Raw genomic sequence first — 19,108 nt, forward strand, 5'->3', positions numbered from 1 at the left:
CCTGTCGCCGGCTGGAGCCCTGGCGTGACGATCTTTTCGGTCACCCCCTTGTCGTCCTTGACGCCGTCCGCCCCCGTCAGCCGGGCCGACCAGGCGGCCGAGGCGCTTGCCCGGATCGCGGTCATCCAATCGGTCGAGACCTTGGGCGCGATGATCGACCAGTCCCAGTCCCAGGCCGACTTGGCCAACCTGGCCAAGGACGCGGTGGGAGAGGGCGAGGCGGGACGCGCCAAGGTCGCCGAAGCCCGCGCCGTGGCCCTTGGACCCGACGTCCAGGTCGAAACCCCCGCTCGCGCCGTCGCCGCGGCCGCCGGCCGAGCCGCCGCCCGGCAGGCGGGCCTGGCGCCCCTGATGGCCGACATGGCCCAGGCCGCCGCCGAGCCCGACACGCCGCGCCAGGTCAAGGCGGCCATCGCGCAGGTCATGGCGCTAGGGACCCGCCTGGATGGCCAGATCAGCGGTCCGGAGATCCGCCAGGCCCTGCAGCGCTCGGGCCTGTTCCTGGAAGCCCGCCTGGCCACCGCCGCTCCCGACGCCCCTCCGCAGCGCCAACAGACCGGCACCCTGACGGCGCCGCCCAAGGCCGTCCCGACCCCGACGCCCAACAGCGACATGAAGGCCGCGCTGCTGGTGTTCCGCGAAGTGGTCAAGACCTGGGCCGACGGCCTGCCGCCGATGGCCGCCCAGGCTGGCGCCACGCCCAATTCAGCGCCGGGCGCCACGCCGAACGCGGCAGCCACGGCGGCGGCGTCCTCCGCCCAACTCGGCGCGCCCCAGGCCCAGGCCACGGCGATCCCGTCGCCGACTCGCCCGACCAGCCAGGTTCCCATGCCGACGACTTTCGATCGAGAAGCGCCGACTCCGGCCTTGCCCTCGACTGACGCTGCCGCCCGTGGCGCGGTCGCAAGGCCTCCGGGCGGATGGCCCAACGTCAACGCGTCTCCGCAGGCGGCCCGCCTCGCGCCGACGCCGCAACCGCCGGCGCTTCCGGCGTTCGGGGCCATCACGGCCGAGGACCTGCCGCCTCTGCTTCCGGCGCGCATCGCGTCGGCGGTGGCGGCGGCCTATGGCGGACCCGAGGTCGCTTCCGGCCCGCCCTCCCAGACCCCGCCGCCCTACGCCGGCGCTCCGACCCATGCCCAGGCCGCCGCCCAGCCGGGTCTGGCGGCCGGCGCGGGGCCCCACGCCGTCGCTCAGCGCCTTCTGGCCGAGACCGGCGCGGCCCTGGCCCGCACCGAGCTGTTGCAGATCGCTTCGCTCCCGGAGCCGCCCGCCGCTGGCCGGCCGGTGGAGGAGCACGGGCAGCGCTGGGTGTTCGACATGCCGTTCATGACCCCGCAGGGCCCCGCCGCCGCCCAGTTCGAGATCAGCCGCGACGGCGGCGGTTCGGGCGGGGAGGGCGACCGCGCCCTGGGCCGCACCTGGCGCGCCCGCTTCTCGCTGGACGTCGAGCCGATGGGCCCGGTCCACGCCCAGGTGGCCCTGACCGGCGACCGGGCCCGCGTCTCGTTGTGGGCCGAGCGTCCCGTGGCGATGGCTCGATTGCGGGCCGGCGAGGAGCGGCTGGGCGGCGCTCTGCGCGACGCCGCCCTGGAGCCCGAAATCGCCTTCCACGCCGGTCAGCCGCGCGCCCCGGCCGCCGCGCCGGGCCAGTTCCTGGATCAGGCCACGTGACCGGCGCCATCCGCTCCGCCGGGCCCCGCATCGCCGTGGCCCTGCATTACGAGGAGCCCAACGCCCCGCGCGTGGTCGCCTCCGGCCGCGGCTGGGTGGGCGACAAGATCATCGAGACCGCCCGCGAGCACGGCGTGCCGATCGAGGAGAACCCGGCCCTGGCCCAGGCCCTGTCGACCATCGAACTCGACGAGGAGATCCCCGAGGCGCTCTATGTCGCGGTGGCCGAGATCCTGGGCTTCATCCTGCGTAGCGCCGAGGGACGGTAGCGCCGTCGAGAGACGGCCTTCAGACCCGCCGCACGGGTTGGCGGATCACGGTCCTGAGCTTTTCCGGCGCCGTCTTGCGCGGGTCGCTCAGATAGACCTCATGATGCCGCCCGGCGAAATCGTAGCCGCCGGCGGGCATGATCTCGCCGTGCAGCCTGGCGAGCAGCGGCCCCTCGTCGTCGTAGGCGCCCACGTGCAGGGCCTGCAGGCAGAGGCCTTCCTCCAGGCGTTCGAGCCTCAAACTTCCAGGAAGGCCGCCGAGCTTCTCCAGCGCCTTGCTCCGGGCGGCCTGGAAGGCCTCGTCGTCCACAGGGTCGGGCAGCATGATCGTCATGGTCCAGTCCCATTCGTCCTTGCGGCGCGCGGTGAAGCTTTCGGGATCGGGCGCCGACCAAAGCCCTTCCAGCGGCGGCACGACGAAGTCCCTGCCGTTGGCCTTGCTGGCGAACTTGATCGTGAAGGCTGTCGTGTACAGGCTCTCGACGGCCAGCCGGTAGGCCGGGACCGTGTTCGGGTCGCCGTGGCCGTCCACCATCAGGTAGGAGACCGGCGGCGCCTCAATCGTCACGAAGCGGCCGAGTGGCGCGGTGAAGAGCGCCTTCCGTGTCTTCTTCAGGTCCAGCTTTTCCATCTACCCTCGCGGCGTCGTAGTCTCGGGCGGCGGCCGTCTCCGGGCCCAAGGTTGCACAAGGGGAGCCTGATTCAGGCGGCAATGGCGGCCGAAGCCGTCGTCTCGGACAAGAAAAAGGCCCCGCTTTCGCGAGGCCTTTTCCAATTCAGCGATGTCGAAGCGCCTAGCCGCGCTTGTCGACCGCCACGTAGTCGCGTTGCGTCGCGCCGGTGTAGAGCTGGCGCGGGCGGCCGATCTTGCGCGAGGGATCCTCGAACATTTCCTTCCACTGGCTGATCCAGCCGACGGTGCGGGCCAGGGCGAACAGCACGGTGAACATGTTGGTCGGGAAGCCCATGGCGCGCAGGGTGATGCCCGAATAGAAGTCGATGTTCGGGTACAGCTTGCGGTCGATGAAATACTGGTCGCTGAGCGCGACCTTCTCCAGCTCCATGGCCACGTGCAGCAGCGGGTCGTTGATACCCAGCTGCTCCAGCACCTCGTAGCAGGTCTTCTGCATGACCTTGGCGCGCGGGTCGAAGTTCTTGTACACGCGGTGGCCGAAGCCCATCAGCTTGTACTTCTTGTCCTTCACGCCCTGCACGAAGGCGGGGATGTTCTCGACCGAGCCGATCTCCTCCAGCATCTCCAGGGCTTCCTGGTTGGCGCCGCCGTGCGACGGGCCCCAGAGGCAGGCGATGCCGGCGGCGATGCAGGCGAACGGGTGGGCGCCCGACGAACCGGCTAGGCGGACGGTCGAGGTCGAGGCGTTCTGCTCGTGGTCGGCGTGCAGGATGAAGATGCGGTCCATGGCGCGGGTCAGGACGGGGTTGGGAACCCAGTCCTCGGCCGGCACCGAGAAGCACATGCGCAGGAAGTTTTCCGAGTAGCTGAGCTCGTTGCGCGGCGTCACGAACGGACGGCCCTGCGAGTACTGGAAGGCGCGCGCGGCGATGGTCGGCATCTTGGCGATCAGGCGATGGGCGCTGATCTCGCGCTGCTTGGGATCATCGACGTTCAGGCTGTCGGCGTAGAAGGCCGACAGGGCGCCGACCGCGCCGGTCATGACCGCCATAGGGTGGGCGTCGCGGCGGAAGCCCTGGAAGAAGCTGTCGAACTGGGCGTGCAGCATCGTGTGGTAGGTGATGTTGCGTTCGAACTTGGTGAATTCCTCGGCCGTCGGCAGTTCGCCGTTCAGCAGCAGGTGGCAGACTTCCAGGAACGAGGACTTCTCGGCCAGCTGGTCGATCGGATAGCCGCGGTGCAGCAAAATGCCGGCGTCGCCATCGATATAGGTGATCTTGCTTTCGCACGACGCCGTCGAGGTGAAGCCCGGATCGAAGGTGAAGTGGTCGGAGTCGCCATACAGCTTCCGCACGTCCAGGACGTCCGGACCCGTGCTGCCCTTGAGGATCGGCAGGTCGTAGTTCTTGTCGCCGATCGTCAGCGTGGCTTTGTCGGTCATGCGAGAGACCCCTTCAATGATGGAACGATCAGTCCAGTTTTCGATTTCGCGGTTGCGTTATAGCGCCTCATGCGCGCGACGCCAGGGCGTCGTCAAGGCGCCCTAGAGACTCCTCGCGACCGAGCGCGGCCATGATCTTGTTCAGGTCGGGCGCCTGGGCCCCGCCGGTGAGGATCCCACGCAATGACGGGCCGAATTTGCCAAAGCCCACGCCTTCGGATTCCGCGAAGGATTTCAACAGGGTTTCCAGCTCCGACACGCCCCAGACCGGCGCCGCGCCCAGCTGGGCCCGCAGGCGGGCCAGGCGCTCGACGGTCTCGTCGGTCAATTGCTTGACGGTCTTTTCTTCCAGGACCAGCGGACGCACCTTCAGCGCGAACGCGCAGTGCTCGGCCAACTCCAGGATGGTCTTGGCGCCTTCCTTGACCTGCGGCACGACCGCCAGCAGGCGCTGGGCGGCGTCGGCCGGCAGCTCGGCGCTCTGGGCCTGCAGGGCTTTCAGGGTCAGGTCGGCCAGGCGGGCGTCGTCCGCCTGGCGCAGGTGCTGGCCGTTGATGAAGTTCAGCTTGGCCCAGTCCAGGCGGGCCGGGGCCTTGACCACGTCCTTGACGTCGAACCAGGCGATCGCCTGCTCGTCGCTGAACACCTCGTCGTCGCCATGGCCCCAGCCCAGGCGGGCCAGGTAGTTGCGCATGCCCTCGGGGATGTAGCCCATGTCGGCGAACTCGCCGACCGCCTGGGCGCCGTGGCGCTTGCTGAGCTTGGCGCCGTCGGGGCCGTGGATCAGCGGGATGTGGCCGAAGGCCGGCAGGGTCCAGCCATTGGCCTGGTAGATCAGGGTCTGGCGGGCGGCGTTGTTCAGGTGGTCGTCGCCGCGGATCACGTGGGTGACGCCCATGTCGTGGTCGTCGACCACCACGGCCAGGTTGTAGGTCGGGGCGCCGTCGGCGCGCAGCAGCACCAGGTCGTCCAGGTCGGCGTTGTTGAAGGTCACCGGACCCTTGACCAGGTCGTCGACCAGGGTCGTGCCCTCGGTCGGTCCCTTGAAGCGGATGACGTGCGGCAGGCTGGGGTCGTTGGGCGGCGGGGCGTCGCGCCAGGGCGAGCGCAGGGCCGGACCGCCGGCCCGCGCGGCCTCGCGGGCCGCGGCCAGCTCCTCGACGGTCATCCAGCAGCGATAAGCGCGGCCGGCGGCCAGCATCTCCTCCACCACGGCGCGGTGACGGTCGGCGCGGCTATACTGGAAGACCACCTCGTCGTCGGACTTCAGGCCCAGCCAGTCCAGGCCTTCGAAGATCGCGGCGACGGCCGCCTCGGTCGAACGCTCGCGATCGGTGTCCTCGACGCGAACAAGGAACTTCCCACCCGTATGGCGTGCATATAACCAGTTGAACAGCGCGGTGCGTGCGCCGCCGATATGCAGGAAGCCGGTTGGCGACGGGGCGAAGCGGGTGACGACGCCTGAGGGGGGCGAGGGGGAATTGGTCATCGGGATCAAGGCTGACGAACTGGAGGCCACGGACGTGGCGAGGACGTCACCGGACATGTCCGGTGGCTGGGCGGCGCGTCTTAGCACGCGTCTTCGCGCGCGTCCTAGCGTGGGAGCGGTAACAGCTTCGCTGATCGACGAGATCGACGCCAATCGCGAGCGCTGGATGCTGTGGTCGCCGGTGGCCTTCGGCCTCGGCGCGGCCGGCTACCTGGAACTGAGGGCCGAGCCGTCCTGGGCGTTGCTGGCCGGACTGGCGGCCGGATTGGCGATTCTGGCGGCGCTGATCGGGCGGCGGTCGGCGACGGGGCTGTCGGTGGTCCTGGTGCTGGCGACCTTCCTGGCGGCCGGGGCGCTGGCCGGCAAGGTCCGCTCGCACGCGGTGGCCGCGCCGATCCTGGCGGGCGAGCGGACGGTGATGACGATCGACGGCTTCGTGGTCGACGTGGTCAGTCCCGGCGCGGGCGGGCCGCGGCTGCTGATCGCGCCGGTGCGGATCAGCCGCCTGGCTCCGGAGGACACGCCCAAGCGAGTGCGGGTGACCGTCGAGGCCGAGGACATCCCCGCGCCCGGCCAGGCGATCCGCCTGCGGGCCATGCTGGGACCGCCGCCGCCGCCGGCCGCGCCGGGAGCCTACGACTTCGCCCGCGACGCCTGGTTCCACGGCGTGGGCGGCGTCGGCTTCGCGATCGGACAGTCCCAACCCGCCACCCTGGACCCGCCGCCGTGGCGCCTGCGGGCGGCCATGGCGGTCAACGCCTTCCGCTGGCGGCTGGCCAGCCGCATCGTCGAGGACATGGGCGTGGCGCGCGGCGGCGTCGCCGCGGCCATGGTCACCGGCCACGAGGCCTGGATCACCCAGGACCAGACCGACGCCATGCGCGCTTCGGGCCTGGCCCACATCCTGTCGATCTCGGGCCTGCACATGGCCATCGTCGGGGGCTTCGCCTTTGGCCTGGTGCGGCTGCTGATCGCCGCCTGGCCCTGGGCGGCGCTGCGGGTTCCGGGCAAGAAGGTCGCGGCCGTGGCGGGCCTGGCGGCCGTCGCGACCTATCTTGTCATTTCGGGCGCGCCGCCGCCGGCCCTGCGGGCGGCGATCACCGCCACGGTGGCCTTCGCCGCCATCCTGTTCGACCGGCAGGCCATCACCCTGCATGGGCTGGCGATCGCCGCCCTGGTCATCCTGATCGTCCAGCCGGAGTCCGCGGGCGCGCCAGGGTTCCAGATGTCGTTCGCCGCCACCGCCGCCCTGGTGGCCCTGGCCGAGGCCTGGCCGCGCCCGGTGCGGGAGATTTCCGCCCCCTGGTGGATCCGGGCCATCCAGGGCGCGCTCAGCTGGCTGGCGGTCAGCGTCGGCGCCAGTTTCGTGGCCGGCATGGCGACCGGGCCGTTCGCCATGCAGCACTTCAACCGCGTCGCCGTCTGGGGACTGCCGGCCAACCTGCTGGTCGCGCCGCTGTCGTCGTTCGTGATCATGCCGTTCCTGGCCCTGGGCGCGGCGCTGGAGCCCTTCGGCCTGGGCCGGCCGTTCCTGGCGATCGCCGGCTGGGGCATCGCCGCGATGATGGGGATCGCCAACGGCTTCGCCAGCGCCGGCGGCGCCCAGAAGGTGGTGGCCAGCGGCCCGCCGTTCACCCTGGCCCTGGCCTTCGTCGGCCTGATGCTGCTGTGCCTGTGGCGCGGCCGCCTGCGCTGGCTGGGCGCGCCCCTGGCCCTGGCCGTGGCCCTGTGGCCGCGCGCGGCGCCGCCCGACGCCTGGATCGCGCCGGACGGGACCACGGCGGCCGTGCGCCAGGGCCGCGAGGCGGTGCTGCTGCGCCCCGACGCCCGCCGGTTCGGGGCCGAGCTGTGGAGCCGTCGCCGCGGCCTGACCCTGCCGGACAGCGCCGCGCCCAGCCCGCTCTACGCCTGCGACCGGCGCGCCTGCGCCCCCGCCGCCGGAGCGCCCGTGGCCCTGGCCCTGTCGTGGAGCAAGGCCGCGCCCGACGCCGACGGCCTGGCGGCGATGTGCGCCGAGGCCGAGATCGTGGTGCTGCGCGGCGTCGCGCCGTCCATCCCCCCGGCCTGCCGCGACCGCATCGTGCTCGACGCCGACGACTTCGCCGCGGGTGGGGCGGCCGAGCTCTATCGGCGCGGCGGCGAATGGTGGATCGTCTGGGCCCAGCCGTTGAGGGGCGTCCGACCGTGGACTGGACCGCCGCCTGAACCCCGGTGGATGCCCGACGGGCCGATGACCCGTTCGCCGAACGCAAAGGCCTTCTGAGCCGAGCGGCGCTTCGGGCGTTTAGGCCGGGACGAGCGATGGAGACGATCATGGAGCGGGAAGGCGGGTGCGCGTGTGGGGCGGTGCGCTATGTCACGACCGGCGGACCGCTGCGGGTTGGGCTGTGCCACTGCCTGACCTGCCGCAAGCGCCATGGCGCGCCGTTCAACGCCTTTGCGGCGTTCCGGGCGGACAAGGTGCGGATCGAGGGTTCACCGGCGATCTGGACCGGCGCCGAGCACGGCCTGATCCACGGCTGCCCGACCTGCGGCTCGCCGTTGTTCTGGACGGCGGCCTCCTGGCCTGAGAATGGCGAGGGGGACGGCGAGATCGAGATCCACCTGGGCGGGCTGGACGAGATCGGCCAGTTCACGCCGCAGTACGAGGTCTGGGTCAAGCGTCGCGAGCCCTGGCTGCCGCCGTTGAACGTGCCGCAATATGTGGAGAACCGGCCGGCGGGGATGGCGACCTAGGGGGCTTTCGTTCCATCGCCCAAACTCCGCTCATCCCGGCGAATGCCGGGACCCAGATGGCATGGTCGAGCGCCAAAACAGAAAGACGCCGAGTCCGTCCAATCAGACTCGGCGCCCTACGATCTGGGTCCCCGCATTCGCCGGGATGAGCGGATGAATCTAGTGATACCGCCGGATCAGCCCCACCAGCTTGCCCTGCACCTCGACCTGGTCGGGACCGAAGATGCGGGTTTCGTACTTGGGGTTGGCGGCCTCCAGGGCGATCGAGCCGCCCTTCTTGCGCAGGCGCTTGAGGGTGGCTTCCTCGCCGACCAGGGCCACGACGATCTCGCCGCTGTTGGCCGTGTCGCCCTTGCGGATGATCACATAGTCGCCGTCCAGGATGCCGGCCTCGATCATCGAGTCGCCTTGGACCTCGAGCACATAGTGCTCGCCGGCCCCCAGCATGGTCTCGGGCACCGGCAGGCGCTCACGCTCGTGCTGGATGGCGTCGATGGGCGTGCCGGCGGCGATGCGGCCCAGAATCGGCAGCTCGCGGGTGTTGTCGGCGGCGATCGGCGCCGGCGCGGCCGGAGCCTGGCCGCCGCCTTCCAGCACCTGGGGCTTGAAAGCGCCGCGGCCCTTCGGCGGCGCGGCCGCGGTGGCCTGCTGCGGCAGCTTGACCACCTCCAGCGCCCGGGCCCGGTGCGCCAGGCGGCGGATGAAGCCGCGCTCTTCCAGCGCCGTGATCAGTCGGTGGATGCCCGACTTGGACGCCAGGTCCAGCGCCTCCTTCATCTCGTCGAAGGAGGGGGAGACGCCGGTCTCCTTGATCCGTTCGTGGATGAACATCAGCAGCTCGTGCTGCTTGCGCGTGAGCATGTCCGGCCTCGCCAGTCGTCGCGGAACAAACCGCAAACCTCTGTGAATGTTCTCTAGGTGTTCTTCGTTGATGTCAAGTTAACGGTGTTCGGCGGAGAGGCGGTCGAATTCGCCTGTAAATTCAAGCCTCGGGCGTCCCGGATCGAACATCCAGGCGGGCTGGAGCGCAGCGCATTACCGAGAATCGGTCCCGCACGCCGCGCGATTGACCCACGCGGCCAAGGCGGCTGTAGTCGCGCCGGGATATCGGGGGAGACCGTCATGCACGAGGTTTGGCTGCTGAACGCCGGATAGCCGCGGGCCTTGTGGAGGACGCAGCCTTGACCCCGCGGTTCGGCGACGAACCCGCCGTATCGCAAGCGCAAGGCGGCGCGGATCCCATTCGTGTGGTGATGCGCCGAGACGAAACATCGAGCGTCACGGGCGCAGGAGGGTTGTATGGCGGCGGGTCAAACGATCAGGCTCAGGCTGACGATCCAGGACCCGGTCCCGGGGGTCGCCTACAGCTTGCAGAACAAGAAAAGCGAAGCGGTCGGGCAGGTCGTCGCCGCTGGCGGACCGCTGTCGTTCGATGTCCCCGTGCGGATCACGCCGGGGCCGAAATTCCTGGGAGAGTTCGTCCGCAGCGAAGGGCCGGTCCGGCGCTTCGTCTACATCGCCATCGGAGGCCAGGCCGGCCTGGCGGCGTCCCCCTGGAGCCGCCGCGCCAAGATCGACATCCACGCCCTGCCGACCGACCTGCTGGAGCAGGCGCTTGCCGGCAAGATCCTGGAGGCCCGCCTGCCGGGCAGGGACAAGGACGGCGGTCCGGCCTGCGCGGCGGTGCGCCCGCTCGGCGCCTGGCGGGTCGTGGAATGATCCAGCCCTAGCCCAGCAACGCCTTGGTCGCCGCCGCCACGTTCACCTGCCGCATCAGGCTTTCGCCGACCAGCATGGCCTTGGCGCCGGCTGCTTCCATGCGCACCACGTCGTCGTGGACGAACAGGCCGCTCTCGGTGACCAGCAGGGCGTCGGCGGGCGCCTGGGCGGCGAGACGTTCGGTGACGGCGAGGTCGACCACGAAGCTCTTGAGGTCGCGGTTGTTGATCCCCACCAGGGTGGAGCCGAGCTTGCCGGCCCGCTCCATCTCGGCCTCGTCATGCACCTCGACCAGGGCGTCCATGCCCAGGCGAGCGGCTTCGCTCATCAGGTCGGCGGCCAGGGCGTCGTCGATCATCGCCAGGATCACCAGGATGGCGTCGGCGCCGAGGGCGCGGCTCTCGGCCACCTGCCAGGGATCGACGAGGAAGTCCTTGCGGATGCAGGGCAGGGCGACGGCGGCGCGGGCGTCGATCAGGTAGCCGTCGGCGCCCTGGAAGCTGGGGCCGTCGGTCAGGATCGACAGACAGGCCGCGCCGCCCTCGGCGTAGGCGCGGGCCAGGGCCGGCGGGTCGAAGTCGGCGCGGATCAGGCCCTTGGACGGCGAGGCCTTCTTGATCTCGGCGATCAGCGACAGCTTGCCCGGCGCATGGCCGGCCTCCAGCGCGGCCTTGAAGCCGCGCGGGCTGCTGGCGGCCTTGGCGGCGGCGTCGACCTGGGCGAACGCACGCCGCCGTTTACGATCGGCCACGTCCTCGCGCTTGTAGGCGGCGATCTTGGCGAGAATGTCGGTCATGCGGCGATTTCTGAATTGGTGGCGGCGACCAGGCCGGCCAGGGCCGCCTTGGCCCGGCCGTCGTCGAGCACCGCGCCGGCCAGCTCGACACCCTCGCGCAGGGTCTCGACCCTGTCGGCCACCAGGAAGGCGGCGGCGGCGTTGAGCATGACGATGTCGCGATAGGCGCCCTTTTGGCCGTCCAGCAGGGCGGTCAGGGCGGCGGCGTTGAAGGCGGGGTCGCCGCCGGTGATGTCGGCCAGCGCCGCGCGCGGCAGGCCCACGGCCTCGGGGGTGATCGTGAACAGCCGCAGGGACCCGTCGCGCCATTCGGCGACCTCGGTCTCGCCGGTGGTGGTCAGTTCGTCCATGCCGGCCCCGTGCACCGACCAGGCGCGCTCCGCTCCCAAGGCCCCAAGAGCCTTGGCCACGGGTTCGACGAAGCGATGGGCCGAGACGCCGACGACCTGGCGCTTGGCCCCCGCGGGATTGGTCAGCGGGCCCAGCAGGTTGAAGATGGTGCGGAAACCCAGCTGCTGGCGGATCGGCGAGACGTGCTTCATCGCCCCGTGGTGCGACTGGGCGAACAGGAAGCAGATGCCGGCGGTGTCCAGCGCCTGGCGCTGCTGGACGAGGGAGGCGTCGATATTGACCCCCAGGGCGGCCAGGACGTCGGCGGTGCCCGACTTGCTGGTGATCGCCCGGTTGCCGTGCTTGGCCACCTTCAGCCCGCCGCCGGCCGCCACGAAGCCCACGGCGGTCGAGATGTTCAGGGTGTGCAGGCCGTCGCCGCCGGTGCCGCAGACGTCGACCACGTCATAGGGGTGGTCCAGGTGGATGGCCGCGCGGCGCATGGCGCGGGCGCAGGCGGTGATCTCGCCCACCGTCTCGCCGCGCAGGCGCATGGCGGTGACCGCCGCGGCCACCTGGGCGGGGGTCGGCTCGCCGCGCAGGCAGGCGGCGAAGAAGGTCTCGGCGTCGTCCTCGTCCAGGGTCTGGCCGTCGGCCAGCTTGGCCAGCAGGGGCTTGAAGGCGTCCGACATCGCCTAGACCCAGATCGCCGCGTCGCGCTGGACCTTGGCCAGGTCCAGGAAGTTGGCCAGCAGCTGGTGGCCGCCCTCGGTGGCGATCGACTCCGGGTGGAACTGCACGCCGTAGACCGGCCGGGTCTTGTGCTGGACGCCCATGATCTCGCCGTCCTCGGTCCAGGCGGTGATCTCCAGGTCGTCGGGCAGGGTGGCCTTGTCGACCGCCAGGCTGTGATAGCGGGTGGCGATGAACGGGTTGGGCAGGCCCTTGAACACGCCCTGGTCGTTGTGGAAGATCTTGCTGGTCTTGCCGTGCATCACTTCCTTGGCGCGGATCACGTCGCCGCCATAGGCCTGGCCGATGGCCTGGTGGCCCAGGCACACGCCGAGAATCGCCAGGTCCTCCGGCGCGCCGCGCAGCAGCGGCAGACAGATGCCGGCCTGGTCGGGGGCCTTGGGGCCCGGCGACAGCAGCACGGCGTTGGGCCGCAGGCCCAGGGCCTCCTGCACCGACAGGTCGTCGTTGCGATGCACGACGGTGTCGGCCCCCAGCTCGTTCAGATAGTGGACGAGGTTGTAGGTGAAGCTGTCGTAGTTATCGATGACCAGGATCATGACGCCGCCTTTCGCCGCTTGCTTCTAGGGGCAACCACGCCGCAGGCCAAGTCATCCGATGTTGCGTCGCCGGCTTTGAACTGGATCGCGGCGTGATGATCCGGCCCGAGCCGGAGCCGGCGGGCTTCTGGGAGGCCAAGGTCTGCGGGCCCAACACCACCTTCCATCCCGGCCATGTGGTGGAGTTTCGCGGCGAGCGCCCCCAGACCGCCTTGCCGCACAACACCGAGGACATCGTGGTCGGCGGCCGGCCGCGCAGGATTGCCGTGCTGAGCGCCGACGGCTTCCGACAGGCGCTGGCGCGGGCGGCGGCCTTTTCGCCCCAGGCGGTGTTCGGCGGCCATCTGCGGTTCGACCGCGACAAGGCCTATGTGCCCGCGGGCGCGCCGTGCGGGTCGCTGGCCTGCCAGACCATCGATGCGGCCAGCTTCAAGCTTTTCGACCAGCCCTACAGGGACGAGCACAAGCTTCGCGCCGAACTGGAGGTCGCTGGCCATGTCCTGCACCTCGGCGTGGCGGCCAAGGCGCTGAAGCAGGCCTTCGAGAAGGAGGGGCTGGCCGCCGCCCAGGCCCTGGCGCCCAAGGCGGGGCGGGCCCAGGTGCGGCTGGGGCTGGCGCGTCCCTTCAAGGAGCATCTCGATCAGTGCTATCTTCAGGTCAATGGACTCCACGCCCTCTGACCCCCGCGTCCTGACGATCGGCCACTCGACCCACAGCTGGGAGCGGTTCGAGCGCCTGCTGCTGGGCGCCGGCGTCACGGCGGTGGCCGACGTGCGCACCAGCCCCTGGTCGCGCCATACGCCGCAGTTCAACCGCGACGCCCTGGCCGAAAGGCTCAAGGGCGCGGGCCTGGCCTATGTCTATCTCGGGGACGCCCTGGGCGGCCGGCCGACCGGGGCGCACCTGTTCGACGACGGGGTGGCCGACTACGAGGCCATGGCCGCCGAACCGGCGTTCAAGGCGGGGCTGGAGCGGGTGCGCAAAGGGGCCGAGCGCCACGTCGTGGCCCTGATGTGCGCCGAGCAGGAGCCCCTGGACTGCCATCGCTGCCTGCTGGTGTCGCGCCAATTGAAGGCGATGGGCCTGGCGGTCTCGCACGTGCTGCCGGACGGCCAGGTCGAGCCGCACGCGGCGACGGAACGCCGGCTGCTGGTCTGCGAAGGGCTGGAGCACGACGACTTCCTGGAAGGTCCCGAAGAGCGCCTGGCGCGAGCCTATCGCCAGCGCGCCCGCAAGGCCGCCTATGCGGAGGATCAGCCGGAAACGGCGGTGCTCGGCGCCGCCGGATGACCGACGTCTGCACGATCGGCTTCACCCGGACCACGGCCAGGGGCTTCTTCGAGCGCCTGAAGGCGGCCCAGGTGCGGGCGGTGATCGACGTGCGCCTGCACAATACCTCGCAGCTGGCCGGTTTCGCCAAGGCCGACGACCTGGCCTTCTTCCTCGGCGAGATCGGCGGCATGGCCTATCGCCGCGAGCCGCTGCTGGCGCCGTCGGACGACATCCTCAAGGCGTTCAAGCGCGACAAGGGCGACTGGCGCCTCTACGAGACCCGCTTTCTGAGCTTGATGGCCGAGCGCAAGATAGAGACGCGGCTCAAGCCGGACCTGTTCGAGGGCGCCTGCCTGCTCTGCTCGGAGGCCGCGCCGCATCACTGCCACCGGCGACTGGTCTGCGAGTACCTGAACTGCAAGTGGGACGGCCGGTTGCGGGTGCGACATCTGTGATCTCGCCTCGAGGCGAGTCGCCGGGCATGCTCACGGGCATGGACCTTGCTGATTCCACGCTCGACACCGCCGCCCTGGCCTATGCTCGGGCCCTGCTGCGCAAGCCGGCGCGCCGGCAGAAGATGGGGCCGGTCCTGGCCGCGGCGGCCTTCGCGGCGCTCAGCGCGGTGACCTTCGCCGCGGTGATGGTCATGGCCCCGCCGGCGGTCGTCCAGCACCTGCCGTCCGACCGCCTGGGCGACTAGGTCAAGGACTGGCTAGGCGAACCGCCAGGCCTCTTCGGCCGCGCGCTTCAGGGCCCGCGACTTGTGCAGGGTCTCGTCGTACTCGGCGTCGGGGTCGCTGTCGGCCACCACGCCGCCGCCGGCTTGGACGTACATCATGCCGTCCTTGACCAGAGCCGTGCGCAGCACGATGCAGGTGTCGACCGAGCCGTCGGCGCCGATATAGCCCACGGCGCCGGCGTAGCCGATGCCGCGCTTCTCGACCTCAAGCTCGTCGATGATCTCCATGGCCCGCACCTTGGGCGCGCCCGACAGCGTGCCGGCGGGCAGGGCGGCCATCAGCACGTCGACCGGATCCACGCCCTCGGGCGCATCGCCCTCGACGTTGGAGACGATGTGCATGACGTGGCTGTAGCGCTCGATCTTGAAGCTGTCGGTGACGCGGACGTTGGCGTGCTTGCCCTTGGCCGCCGGGTCGTTGCTGCCGGCGTGCTTGAGCATGGCCACCCGGCCCACGTCGTTGCGGCCCAGGTCCAGCAGCATCAGATGCTCGGACCGCTCCTTGGGATCGGCCAGCAGCTCCTTCTCCAGCGCCAGGTCCTGCTCGGGCGTGGCGCCGCGCGGACGGGTGCCGGCGATCGGCCGAATGGTGATCTTGCCGTCGCGCAGCCGCACCAGGATCTCGGGGCTGGAGCCGACCAGGTTGAAGCCGTCCAGGTCCAGGAAATACAGGAACGGCGACGGGTTGGTCCGCCGCAGCGAGCGGTAGAGGGCGAACGGCTCCAGCGGGAACGGCGCGCGGAAGCGGTGGCTGGGCACCACCTGGAAGATGTCGCCGGCCCGGATGTACTCCTTGGCCTTCTCGACCACGACCGCGTAGTCCCGCCGGCTGACCGGCGTGGTGAACTCGGCCTGGCCGTGGCTCTGGCGCGGGGCCGGCTGGCTCAAGGGGCCGCGCAGGTCGGCCATCACGCTCTCGATGCGGCCCTGCGCGGCGGCGTAGGCGTCGGCGGCCGACACCCCGGCCTGGGGCCGGGCGGTGGTGACCAGGATGATCTCCTGGGCGATGGCGTCGAACACCGCCACGATGGACGGCCGGGTCATGATGCCGTCGGGCAGGCCCAGCGTGTCTTCGTTGACGTCCGGCAGGCGCTCGGCCAGGCGGACCATGTCGTAGCCCAGGGCCCCGAACACGCCGGCCGACGGCGGCGGCAGGCCGGCCGGCAGCTCGATCCGCGACTGGGCGATCAGGTCGCGCAGGCTGTCCAGCGCGCCGCCCGCCTGGGACGTGAAGCGGCCGGCGGCGATGTCGTCGCCCTGGGCGATCTCGGCCTGGTCGCCGCGGCAGCGCCAGACCAGGTCCGGCTTCATGGCCACGATCGAATAGCGGCCGCGCCAGGCGCCGCCCTCGACGCTCTCGAATAGAAAGGCGTAGGGCCGGCCATGGCCGATCTTCAGATAGGCCGAGACCGGGGTCTCCAGGTCGTCGATCAGCCGGGTCCAGACCACCTGCGGGCGGCCGGACTGGTAGGCGGCGGCGAAGGCGTCGAAGCTGGGCTCAAGGCTCATTGAGCCAGGCCCTTGGGAGCCTTTTCCTTGGCCTTGGCCGGCGCCTTGCCGTCCTCGGCGGGGAGGGCGCTGGTGTCGACGCCGATCGCCTGGCGGGCCAGGGTCAGGTTGACCTTGGTCTTCAGCTGAGTCTTGGCGGCGTCCTGGGCGGCCATGCCGACGTCGCGCAGCAGGCCCTGCGAGGTCTGCGGGCGGGCGACCTCGGTGATCTGGGCCATCTGCTCGGGCGAACCGGGATGGACCTTCTCGACCAGGGCGACCAGATAGCCGCCCTGCGGGCCGCGGCTGACGAACGCCACGCCCGGCTTGGCCCCGAAGGCGCCCATCAGCAAGTCGCGGCCCAGGCCCTGGAACTGGCGGGCGTTCTGGCGGGTGATGTTGGGCACGCGCTGCACCTGGGCCTGGGCCGAGGCGGCGACCGCTTCCAGCGACTCGCCCTTCTTGACCCGCGCCACCAGCTCGTCGGCCTTGGCCTTCATGCGCTGCAGCAGCTGGTCCAGCTGCCATTGCTGGGCCAGGGGCGCGCGGATCTCGGCCAGGGGCGGCATGGCCGAGGGAATGACCTTCTCGACGCGGACGGCGAAATATTCGCCCTTGCCGGCCTCGATCAGCTCGCTCTCGCCACCCGAGGGGAGCTCGAAGGCGGTCTTCAGGGCGTCGGGGGTCAGGCCGGCGGCCGGCTGCCCGGTCTGGTCGGCGCCGTTGGCGGCGACCGGCGCGGTGGTCATCACAAAGGCCCCGGCCTTGGTCGCCGCGTCGATCAGGTTGGCGCCGCCGTCGTGGGCGTCCTGGTAGGCCTGGGTCTGCTCATAGGCCTTGGCCTGGGCGGCCTGGGCCTTCAGTTCGGCCTCGATGGCCGGACGCTGGGACTCCAGGCTGGGCGTGGTCGCCGGGCTGATCTTGGTCAGCTTGACCACCGAGACGCCCAGGTCGCCGTTGATCGGGCCGCTGACCTGGCCGGCGGCCAGGGCGAACACCGCGTCGGCCACCTTGCGGTCGGGCAGGGCGGATTTCGGCTTGGAGTCGATCATCACCGGCTGCTTGCCGTAGGCGCTGGCGACGATGGCCGGCTGGTCGCCCTTGGCCAGGCGCTGGGCGATCACCGCGGCGGCCTTGGCGTCTGGGGCGACGATCTGGACGAACGAACGGGTCTCGGCCGTGCCCAGGGTGTCCTTGCGGAAGTTGTAGGTCTTGACGATGTCGGCCTCGGGCACGGTCACCGACGGCTCCAGGGCCTTGGCGCTGAAGCGGACCACCGACAGCACCCGGGTCTCCGGACGGGTCAGCTGGGCGGCGTGCTCCTTCATGAAGGCCTGGAGCTGGGCGTCGGTCGGGGCGGCGGGTTTCTCGACGGTCGCGGGATTGATGGCGAAGGCGGCCAGGTCGCGGCCTTCCAGGCCGTAGGCGGCCTGCAGCGCCGAATAGATGCGCGGGGCGCGCAGGCTGGAGGCCACGGCGCTGAACAGGTGGGCCTGGGCGATGTCGTCGCGCAGCGAGGCCTCGTAGCGCGCCGGGGTCAGGTCGTTCTGGGCCAGCAGCCGCTGGTACAGCGCCGTGTCGAACTTGCCGGTGATCGGGTCGAACGGACGCTGGCCCGGGGGCAGGCTGGCCATCTGCTCGCGCAGGGTGTCGCCCACCACCTTGTCGGACGGACGCACGCCCATCTTGCGGATCAGCTCGGCCAGGGATTCCTGCAGCGCCAGCTGGGTCAGCATCTTGCGGTCGACGCCCTGTTCGACGGCGATGTCCGGGGTGACGGTCTGGCCCTGGGCCTGCTGCTGCTTGCGGTAGGCCTCGAAGTGCGCCTTGAAGTCCTCCGGCGACATGTTCCGCGACCCGGCCGCGATCACCCACTTGCCGGGGGGATGGCGGAAGACGTCGCTGATGCCGAACACCGCGAAGCTGACGATGAGCAGACCAAACAGGACCACCGCGAACGGCGATTTGGCGAAGGAGCGGAAGCCGGCGAGCATGACTGGGAGAAACCTTCCTCGAAAATCGCGCGGTTTCCCCGCAGGGCGGCGGAACGAACGCGAGTTGCGGGTATAGTAGAGCCCCGGGGCGCTGGGCAAGCGGCGGCAGGGCGCAAGCGGCCTTGACTTCCGCCCCGCCAAGGGCCCCAAACCGGGCGCATGACCCTTTCTCTGACCACGCCCCGGCCGCTGATCGCCGGAAACTGGAAGATGTTTGGCCTGGAAGCCTCGCTCGACGAGGCTCGCGCGGTCGCCGCGGCGGTGTCCGCCAGGCCGCCCGCCGCCCGCGTGGCGATCTGCCCGCCCGCGACCCTGCTGCACCGGATGGCCCAGGCCATGGCCGGCGAGGGGGTGATCGTCGGCGGCCAGGACTGTCATCCCGCCGAAGCGGGGGCCCACACCGGCGACGTCTCGGCCGCCATGCTGGCCGACGCCGGCGCCCGGCTGGTGATTCTGGGCCATTCCGAGCGCCGCGCCGCCTATCAGGAAAGCGACGCCCTGGTCGCGGCCAAGGTCGAGGCCGCCCTGGCCGCCGGCCTGGAGCCGATCGTCTGCTTCGGCGAAACCTGCGACCAGCGCGACGCCGGCCAGGCCGAGGCGGTGGTCACCGGCATGGCCCGCGGCTCGCTGCCCGCCTCGCTGGCGGGCCAGGCCTTCGCCGTGGCCTACGAGCCGGTCTGGGCCATCGGCACGGGCCGCACCCCGACTCCGGCTGACATCGAGCACGTCCACCAGGCGCTGCGCGGCGTGCTGGTCGAGCGGTTCGGCGACCATGGGGCCAGCGTGCCGATTCTCTATGGCGGCTCGGTGAAGCCCGACAACGCCCGCCAGATCCTGGCCACCCCCGAGGTCGGCGGCGCCCTGGTCGGCGGCGCCTCGCTGAAGGCGGCGGACTTCCTGGCGATCATCGCAGCGGCTTAGGATCGTCGGGGACACGCCCTTGCGGCGTGTCCCCAGGTCTCGCACGGGGGCAGGCGGTCGGGGACACGCCGCAAGGGCATGTCCCCGGCAGGGTGCTTATCCTCGGGGCATCGGAGGCGAACCCCAGCGATTTCAACGCCCTGAATTTTCTCGACCTAACTTATCCTCACCCCTCCAGACCGCCCTTATCCTGACTTCACCTCGTTGCATGGAAAGGGCGCATGGCCAGCGACCGATGCGGCGGCGGGGGGCGATCGAGCGGGAAGCTCCGTCGGCGGTCCTTTTGGACCAAACCTCGCGTCTCTGGAGCCGGT

Annotated in this window: 19 protein-coding genes; 10 read left to right on the forward strand and 9 right to left on the reverse strand. The window is 70.8% G+C overall.

Annotated features, from left to right (window positions below; genetic code table 11):
• Nucleotides 1–24: 24 nt before the first annotated feature.
• Together ASD47_RS00650 and ASD47_RS00655 are read left to right on the forward strand one after the other, a co-directional pair.
• Nucleotides 25–1,674, forward strand: a complete 1,650-nt coding sequence (locus tag ASD47_RS00650; protein WP_056750133.1) for a flagellar hook-length control protein FliK — start codon at nt 25–27, stop codon at nt 1,672–1,674.
• Nucleotides 1,671–1,943 carry an EscU/YscU/HrcU family type III secretion system export apparatus switch protein gene (locus ASD47_RS00655; protein WP_056750136.1) on the forward strand — a complete coding sequence of 91 codons (273 nt, stop codon included), beginning with the start codon at nt 1,671–1,673 and terminating at the stop codon, nt 1,941–1,943. Before ASD47_RS00650 ends, ASD47_RS00655 begins: the two co-directional genes overlap by 4 nt.
• Nucleotides 1,944–1,962: 19 nt before the next feature.
• Here ASD47_RS00655 and ASD47_RS00660 read toward each other — a convergent pair whose 3' ends face one another.
• From ASD47_RS00660 to gltX, 3 genes are all read right to left on the reverse strand, one after another.
• The gene (locus tag ASD47_RS00660) at nt 1,963–2,574 is read right to left on the reverse strand and encodes a GyrI-like domain-containing protein (RefSeq protein WP_056750139.1); all 612 of its coding nucleotides are present in this window, start codon (nt 2,572–2,574) and stop codon (nt 1,963–1,965) included.
• Nucleotides 2,575–2,737: 163 nt separating this feature from the next.
• Nucleotides 2,738–4,018 (reverse strand): citrate synthase, encoded by a 1,281-nt coding sequence (gene gltA, locus ASD47_RS00665; protein WP_035074918.1) that lies wholly within the window; start codon nt 4,016–4,018, stop codon nt 2,738–2,740.
• 67 nt (nt 4,019–4,085) lie between these two features.
• A complete protein-coding gene (gltX, locus tag ASD47_RS00670; RefSeq protein WP_056750142.1) occupies nt 4,086–5,507 on the reverse strand; it encodes a glutamate--tRNA ligase in 1,422 nt (473 codons plus the stop codon).
• A gap of 55 nt (nt 5,508–5,562) precedes the next feature.
• Here gltX and ASD47_RS00675 point away from each other — a divergent pair, with 55 nt between their 5' ends.
• Together ASD47_RS00675 and ASD47_RS00680 are read left to right on the forward strand one after the other, a co-directional pair.
• A complete protein-coding gene (locus ASD47_RS00675; RefSeq protein WP_082564421.1) occupies nt 5,563–7,770 on the forward strand; it encodes a ComEC/Rec2 family competence protein in 2,208 nt (735 codons plus the stop codon).
• A 38-nt stretch (nt 7,771–7,808) separates the two neighbouring features.
• On the forward strand, nt 7,809–8,243 hold the full coding sequence (locus ASD47_RS00680) for a GFA family protein (protein WP_235525702.1): 435 nt from the start codon (nt 7,809–7,811) through the stop codon (nt 8,241–8,243).
• A gap of 159 nt (nt 8,244–8,402) precedes the next feature.
• Here ASD47_RS00680 and lexA read toward each other — a convergent pair whose 3' ends face one another.
• The gene (gene lexA / locus ASD47_RS00685) at nt 8,403–9,104 is read right to left on the reverse strand and encodes a transcriptional repressor LexA (protein ID WP_056750145.1); all 702 of its coding nucleotides are present in this window, start codon (nt 9,102–9,104) and stop codon (nt 8,403–8,405) included.
• A gap of 438 nt (nt 9,105–9,542) precedes the next feature.
• Between lexA and ASD47_RS00690 the strand changes: the two genes are divergently transcribed.
• On the forward strand, nt 9,543–9,962 hold the full coding sequence (locus ASD47_RS00690) for a DUF5990 family protein (RefSeq protein ID WP_056750148.1): 420 nt from the start codon (nt 9,543–9,545) through the stop codon (nt 9,960–9,962).
• 7 nt (nt 9,963–9,969) lie between these two features.
• Here the strand turns inward: ASD47_RS00690 and trpC are convergent, their stop codons facing one another.
• From trpC to ASD47_RS00705, 3 genes are read right to left on the reverse strand one after another with little or no spacing between them, the layout of a single operon-like run.
• The gene (gene trpC / locus ASD47_RS00695; RefSeq protein WP_056750151.1) at nt 9,970–10,758 is read right to left on the reverse strand and encodes an indole-3-glycerol phosphate synthase TrpC; all 789 of its coding nucleotides are present in this window, start codon (nt 10,756–10,758) and stop codon (nt 9,970–9,972) included.
• A complete protein-coding gene (gene trpD / locus ASD47_RS00700; RefSeq protein ID WP_056750154.1) occupies nt 10,755–11,780 on the reverse strand; it encodes an anthranilate phosphoribosyltransferase in 1,026 nt (341 codons plus the stop codon). Before trpD ends, trpC begins: the two co-directional genes overlap by 4 nt.
• Nucleotides 11,781–11,783: 3 nt before the next feature.
• Nucleotides 11,784–12,380 (reverse strand): aminodeoxychorismate/anthranilate synthase component II, encoded by a 597-nt coding sequence (locus ASD47_RS00705; protein ID WP_056750160.1) that lies wholly within the window; start codon nt 12,378–12,380, stop codon nt 11,784–11,786.
• A 95-nt stretch (nt 12,381–12,475) separates the two neighbouring features.
• Here ASD47_RS00705 and ASD47_RS00710 point away from each other — a divergent pair, with 95 nt between their 5' ends.
• Genes ASD47_RS00710 through ASD47_RS26965 form a run of 4 tightly spaced genes read left to right on the forward strand, consistent with a single transcriptional unit; the run spans nt 12,476 to nt 14,352 of the window.
• On the forward strand, nt 12,476–13,060 hold the full coding sequence (locus tag ASD47_RS00710) for a hypothetical protein (protein WP_056750164.1): 585 nt from the start codon (nt 12,476–12,478) through the stop codon (nt 13,058–13,060).
• Nucleotides 13,041–13,670, forward strand: a complete 630-nt coding sequence (locus ASD47_RS00715; RefSeq protein ID WP_056750167.1) for a DUF488 family protein — start codon at nt 13,041–13,043, stop codon at nt 13,668–13,670. The genes ASD47_RS00710 and ASD47_RS00715 overlap by 20 nt, the downstream gene beginning before the upstream one ends.
• Entirely contained in the window at nt 13,667–14,107 is a 441-nt protein-coding gene (locus tag ASD47_RS00720; RefSeq protein WP_056750171.1) for a DUF488 family protein, read from the forward strand. Before ASD47_RS00715 ends, ASD47_RS00720 begins: the two co-directional genes overlap by 4 nt.
• 38 nt (nt 14,108–14,145) lie before the next feature.
• Nucleotides 14,146–14,352 (forward strand): hypothetical protein, encoded by a 207-nt coding sequence (locus ASD47_RS26965; protein ID WP_056750176.1) that lies wholly within the window; start codon nt 14,146–14,148, stop codon nt 14,350–14,352.
• 12 nt (nt 14,353–14,364) lie between these two features.
• Here the strand turns inward: ASD47_RS26965 and trpE are convergent, their stop codons facing one another.
• Together trpE and ASD47_RS00735 are read right to left on the reverse strand one after the other, a co-directional pair.
• Nucleotides 14,365–15,900 (reverse strand): anthranilate synthase component I, encoded by a 1,536-nt coding sequence (gene trpE, locus ASD47_RS00730; RefSeq protein WP_056750180.1) that lies wholly within the window; start codon nt 15,898–15,900, stop codon nt 14,365–14,367.
• On the reverse strand, nt 15,897–17,873 hold the full coding sequence (locus ASD47_RS00735) for a peptidylprolyl isomerase (RefSeq protein WP_056750183.1): 1,977 nt from the start codon (nt 17,871–17,873) through the stop codon (nt 15,897–15,899). The genes trpE and ASD47_RS00735 overlap by 4 nt, the downstream gene beginning before the upstream one ends.
• A 159-nt stretch (nt 17,874–18,032) precedes the next feature.
• On the opposite strand from ASD47_RS00735, the gene tpiA reads away from it, so the two are divergent.
• Nucleotides 18,033–18,794, forward strand: coding sequence for a triose-phosphate isomerase (tpiA, locus tag ASD47_RS00740; protein WP_056750186.1), 762 nt, complete (start codon nt 18,033–18,035; stop codon nt 18,792–18,794).
• Nucleotides 18,795–19,108 lie beyond the last annotated feature (314 nt).

It is taken from the genome of Caulobacter sp. Root1472 (assembly GCF_001426985.1).
Taxonomy (GTDB): Bacteria; Pseudomonadota; Alphaproteobacteria; order Caulobacterales; family Caulobacteraceae; genus Caulobacter; species Caulobacter rhizosphaerae.

Excerpts from the sequence above, each read along its gene's own strand:
- tpiA (WP_056750186.1), top strand. The coding sequence starts at position 18,033 with ATGACCCTTTCTCTGACCACGCCCCGGCCGCTGATCGCCGGAAACTGG.
- ASD47_RS00660 (WP_056750139.1), bottom strand. The coding sequence starts at position 2,574 with ATGGAAAAGCTGGACCTGAAGAAGACACGGAAGGCGCTCTTCACCGCG.
- ASD47_RS26965 (WP_056750176.1), top strand. The coding sequence starts at position 14,146 with ATGGACCTTGCTGATTCCACGCTCGACACCGCCGCCCTGGCCTATGCT.
- trpE (WP_056750180.1), bottom strand. The coding sequence starts at position 15,900 with ATGAGCCTTGAGCCCAGCTTCGACGCCTTCGCCGCCGCCTACCAGTCC.
- ASD47_RS00735 (WP_056750183.1), bottom strand. The coding sequence starts at position 17,873 with ATGCTCGCCGGCTTCCGCTCCTTCGCCAAATCGCCGTTCGCGGTGGTC.
- ASD47_RS00715 (WP_056750167.1), top strand. The coding sequence starts at position 13,041 with ATGGACTCCACGCCCTCTGACCCCCGCGTCCTGACGATCGGCCACTCG.
- ASD47_RS00690 (WP_056750148.1), top strand. The coding sequence starts at position 9,543 with ATGGCGGCGGGTCAAACGATCAGGCTCAGGCTGACGATCCAGGACCCG.
- lexA (WP_056750145.1), bottom strand. The coding sequence starts at position 9,104 with ATGCTCACGCGCAAGCAGCACGAGCTGCTGATGTTCATCCACGAACGG.
- trpD (WP_056750154.1), bottom strand. The coding sequence starts at position 11,780 with ATGTCGGACGCCTTCAAGCCCCTGCTGGCCAAGCTGGCCGACGGCCAG.
- gltX (WP_056750142.1), bottom strand. The coding sequence starts at position 5,507 with ATGACCAATTCCCCCTCGCCCCCCTCAGGCGTCGTCACCCGCTTCGCC.
- trpC (WP_056750151.1), bottom strand. The coding sequence starts at position 10,758 with ATGACCGACATTCTCGCCAAGATCGCCGCCTACAAGCGCGAGGACGTG.
- ASD47_RS00680 (WP_235525702.1), top strand. The coding sequence starts at position 7,809 with ATGGAGACGATCATGGAGCGGGAAGGCGGGTGCGCGTGTGGGGCGGTG.
- gltA (WP_035074918.1), bottom strand. The coding sequence starts at position 4,018 with ATGACCGACAAAGCCACGCTGACGATCGGCGACAAGAACTACGACCTG.
- ASD47_RS00705 (WP_056750160.1), bottom strand. The coding sequence starts at position 12,380 with ATGATCCTGGTCATCGATAACTACGACAGCTTCACCTACAACCTCGTC.
- ASD47_RS00675 (WP_082564421.1), top strand. The coding sequence starts at position 5,563 with ATGTCCGGTGGCTGGGCGGCGCGTCTTAGCACGCGTCTTCGCGCGCGT.
- ASD47_RS00710 (WP_056750164.1), top strand. The coding sequence starts at position 12,476 with ATGATCCGGCCCGAGCCGGAGCCGGCGGGCTTCTGGGAGGCCAAGGTC.
- ASD47_RS00720 (WP_056750171.1), top strand. The coding sequence starts at position 13,667 with ATGACCGACGTCTGCACGATCGGCTTCACCCGGACCACGGCCAGGGGC.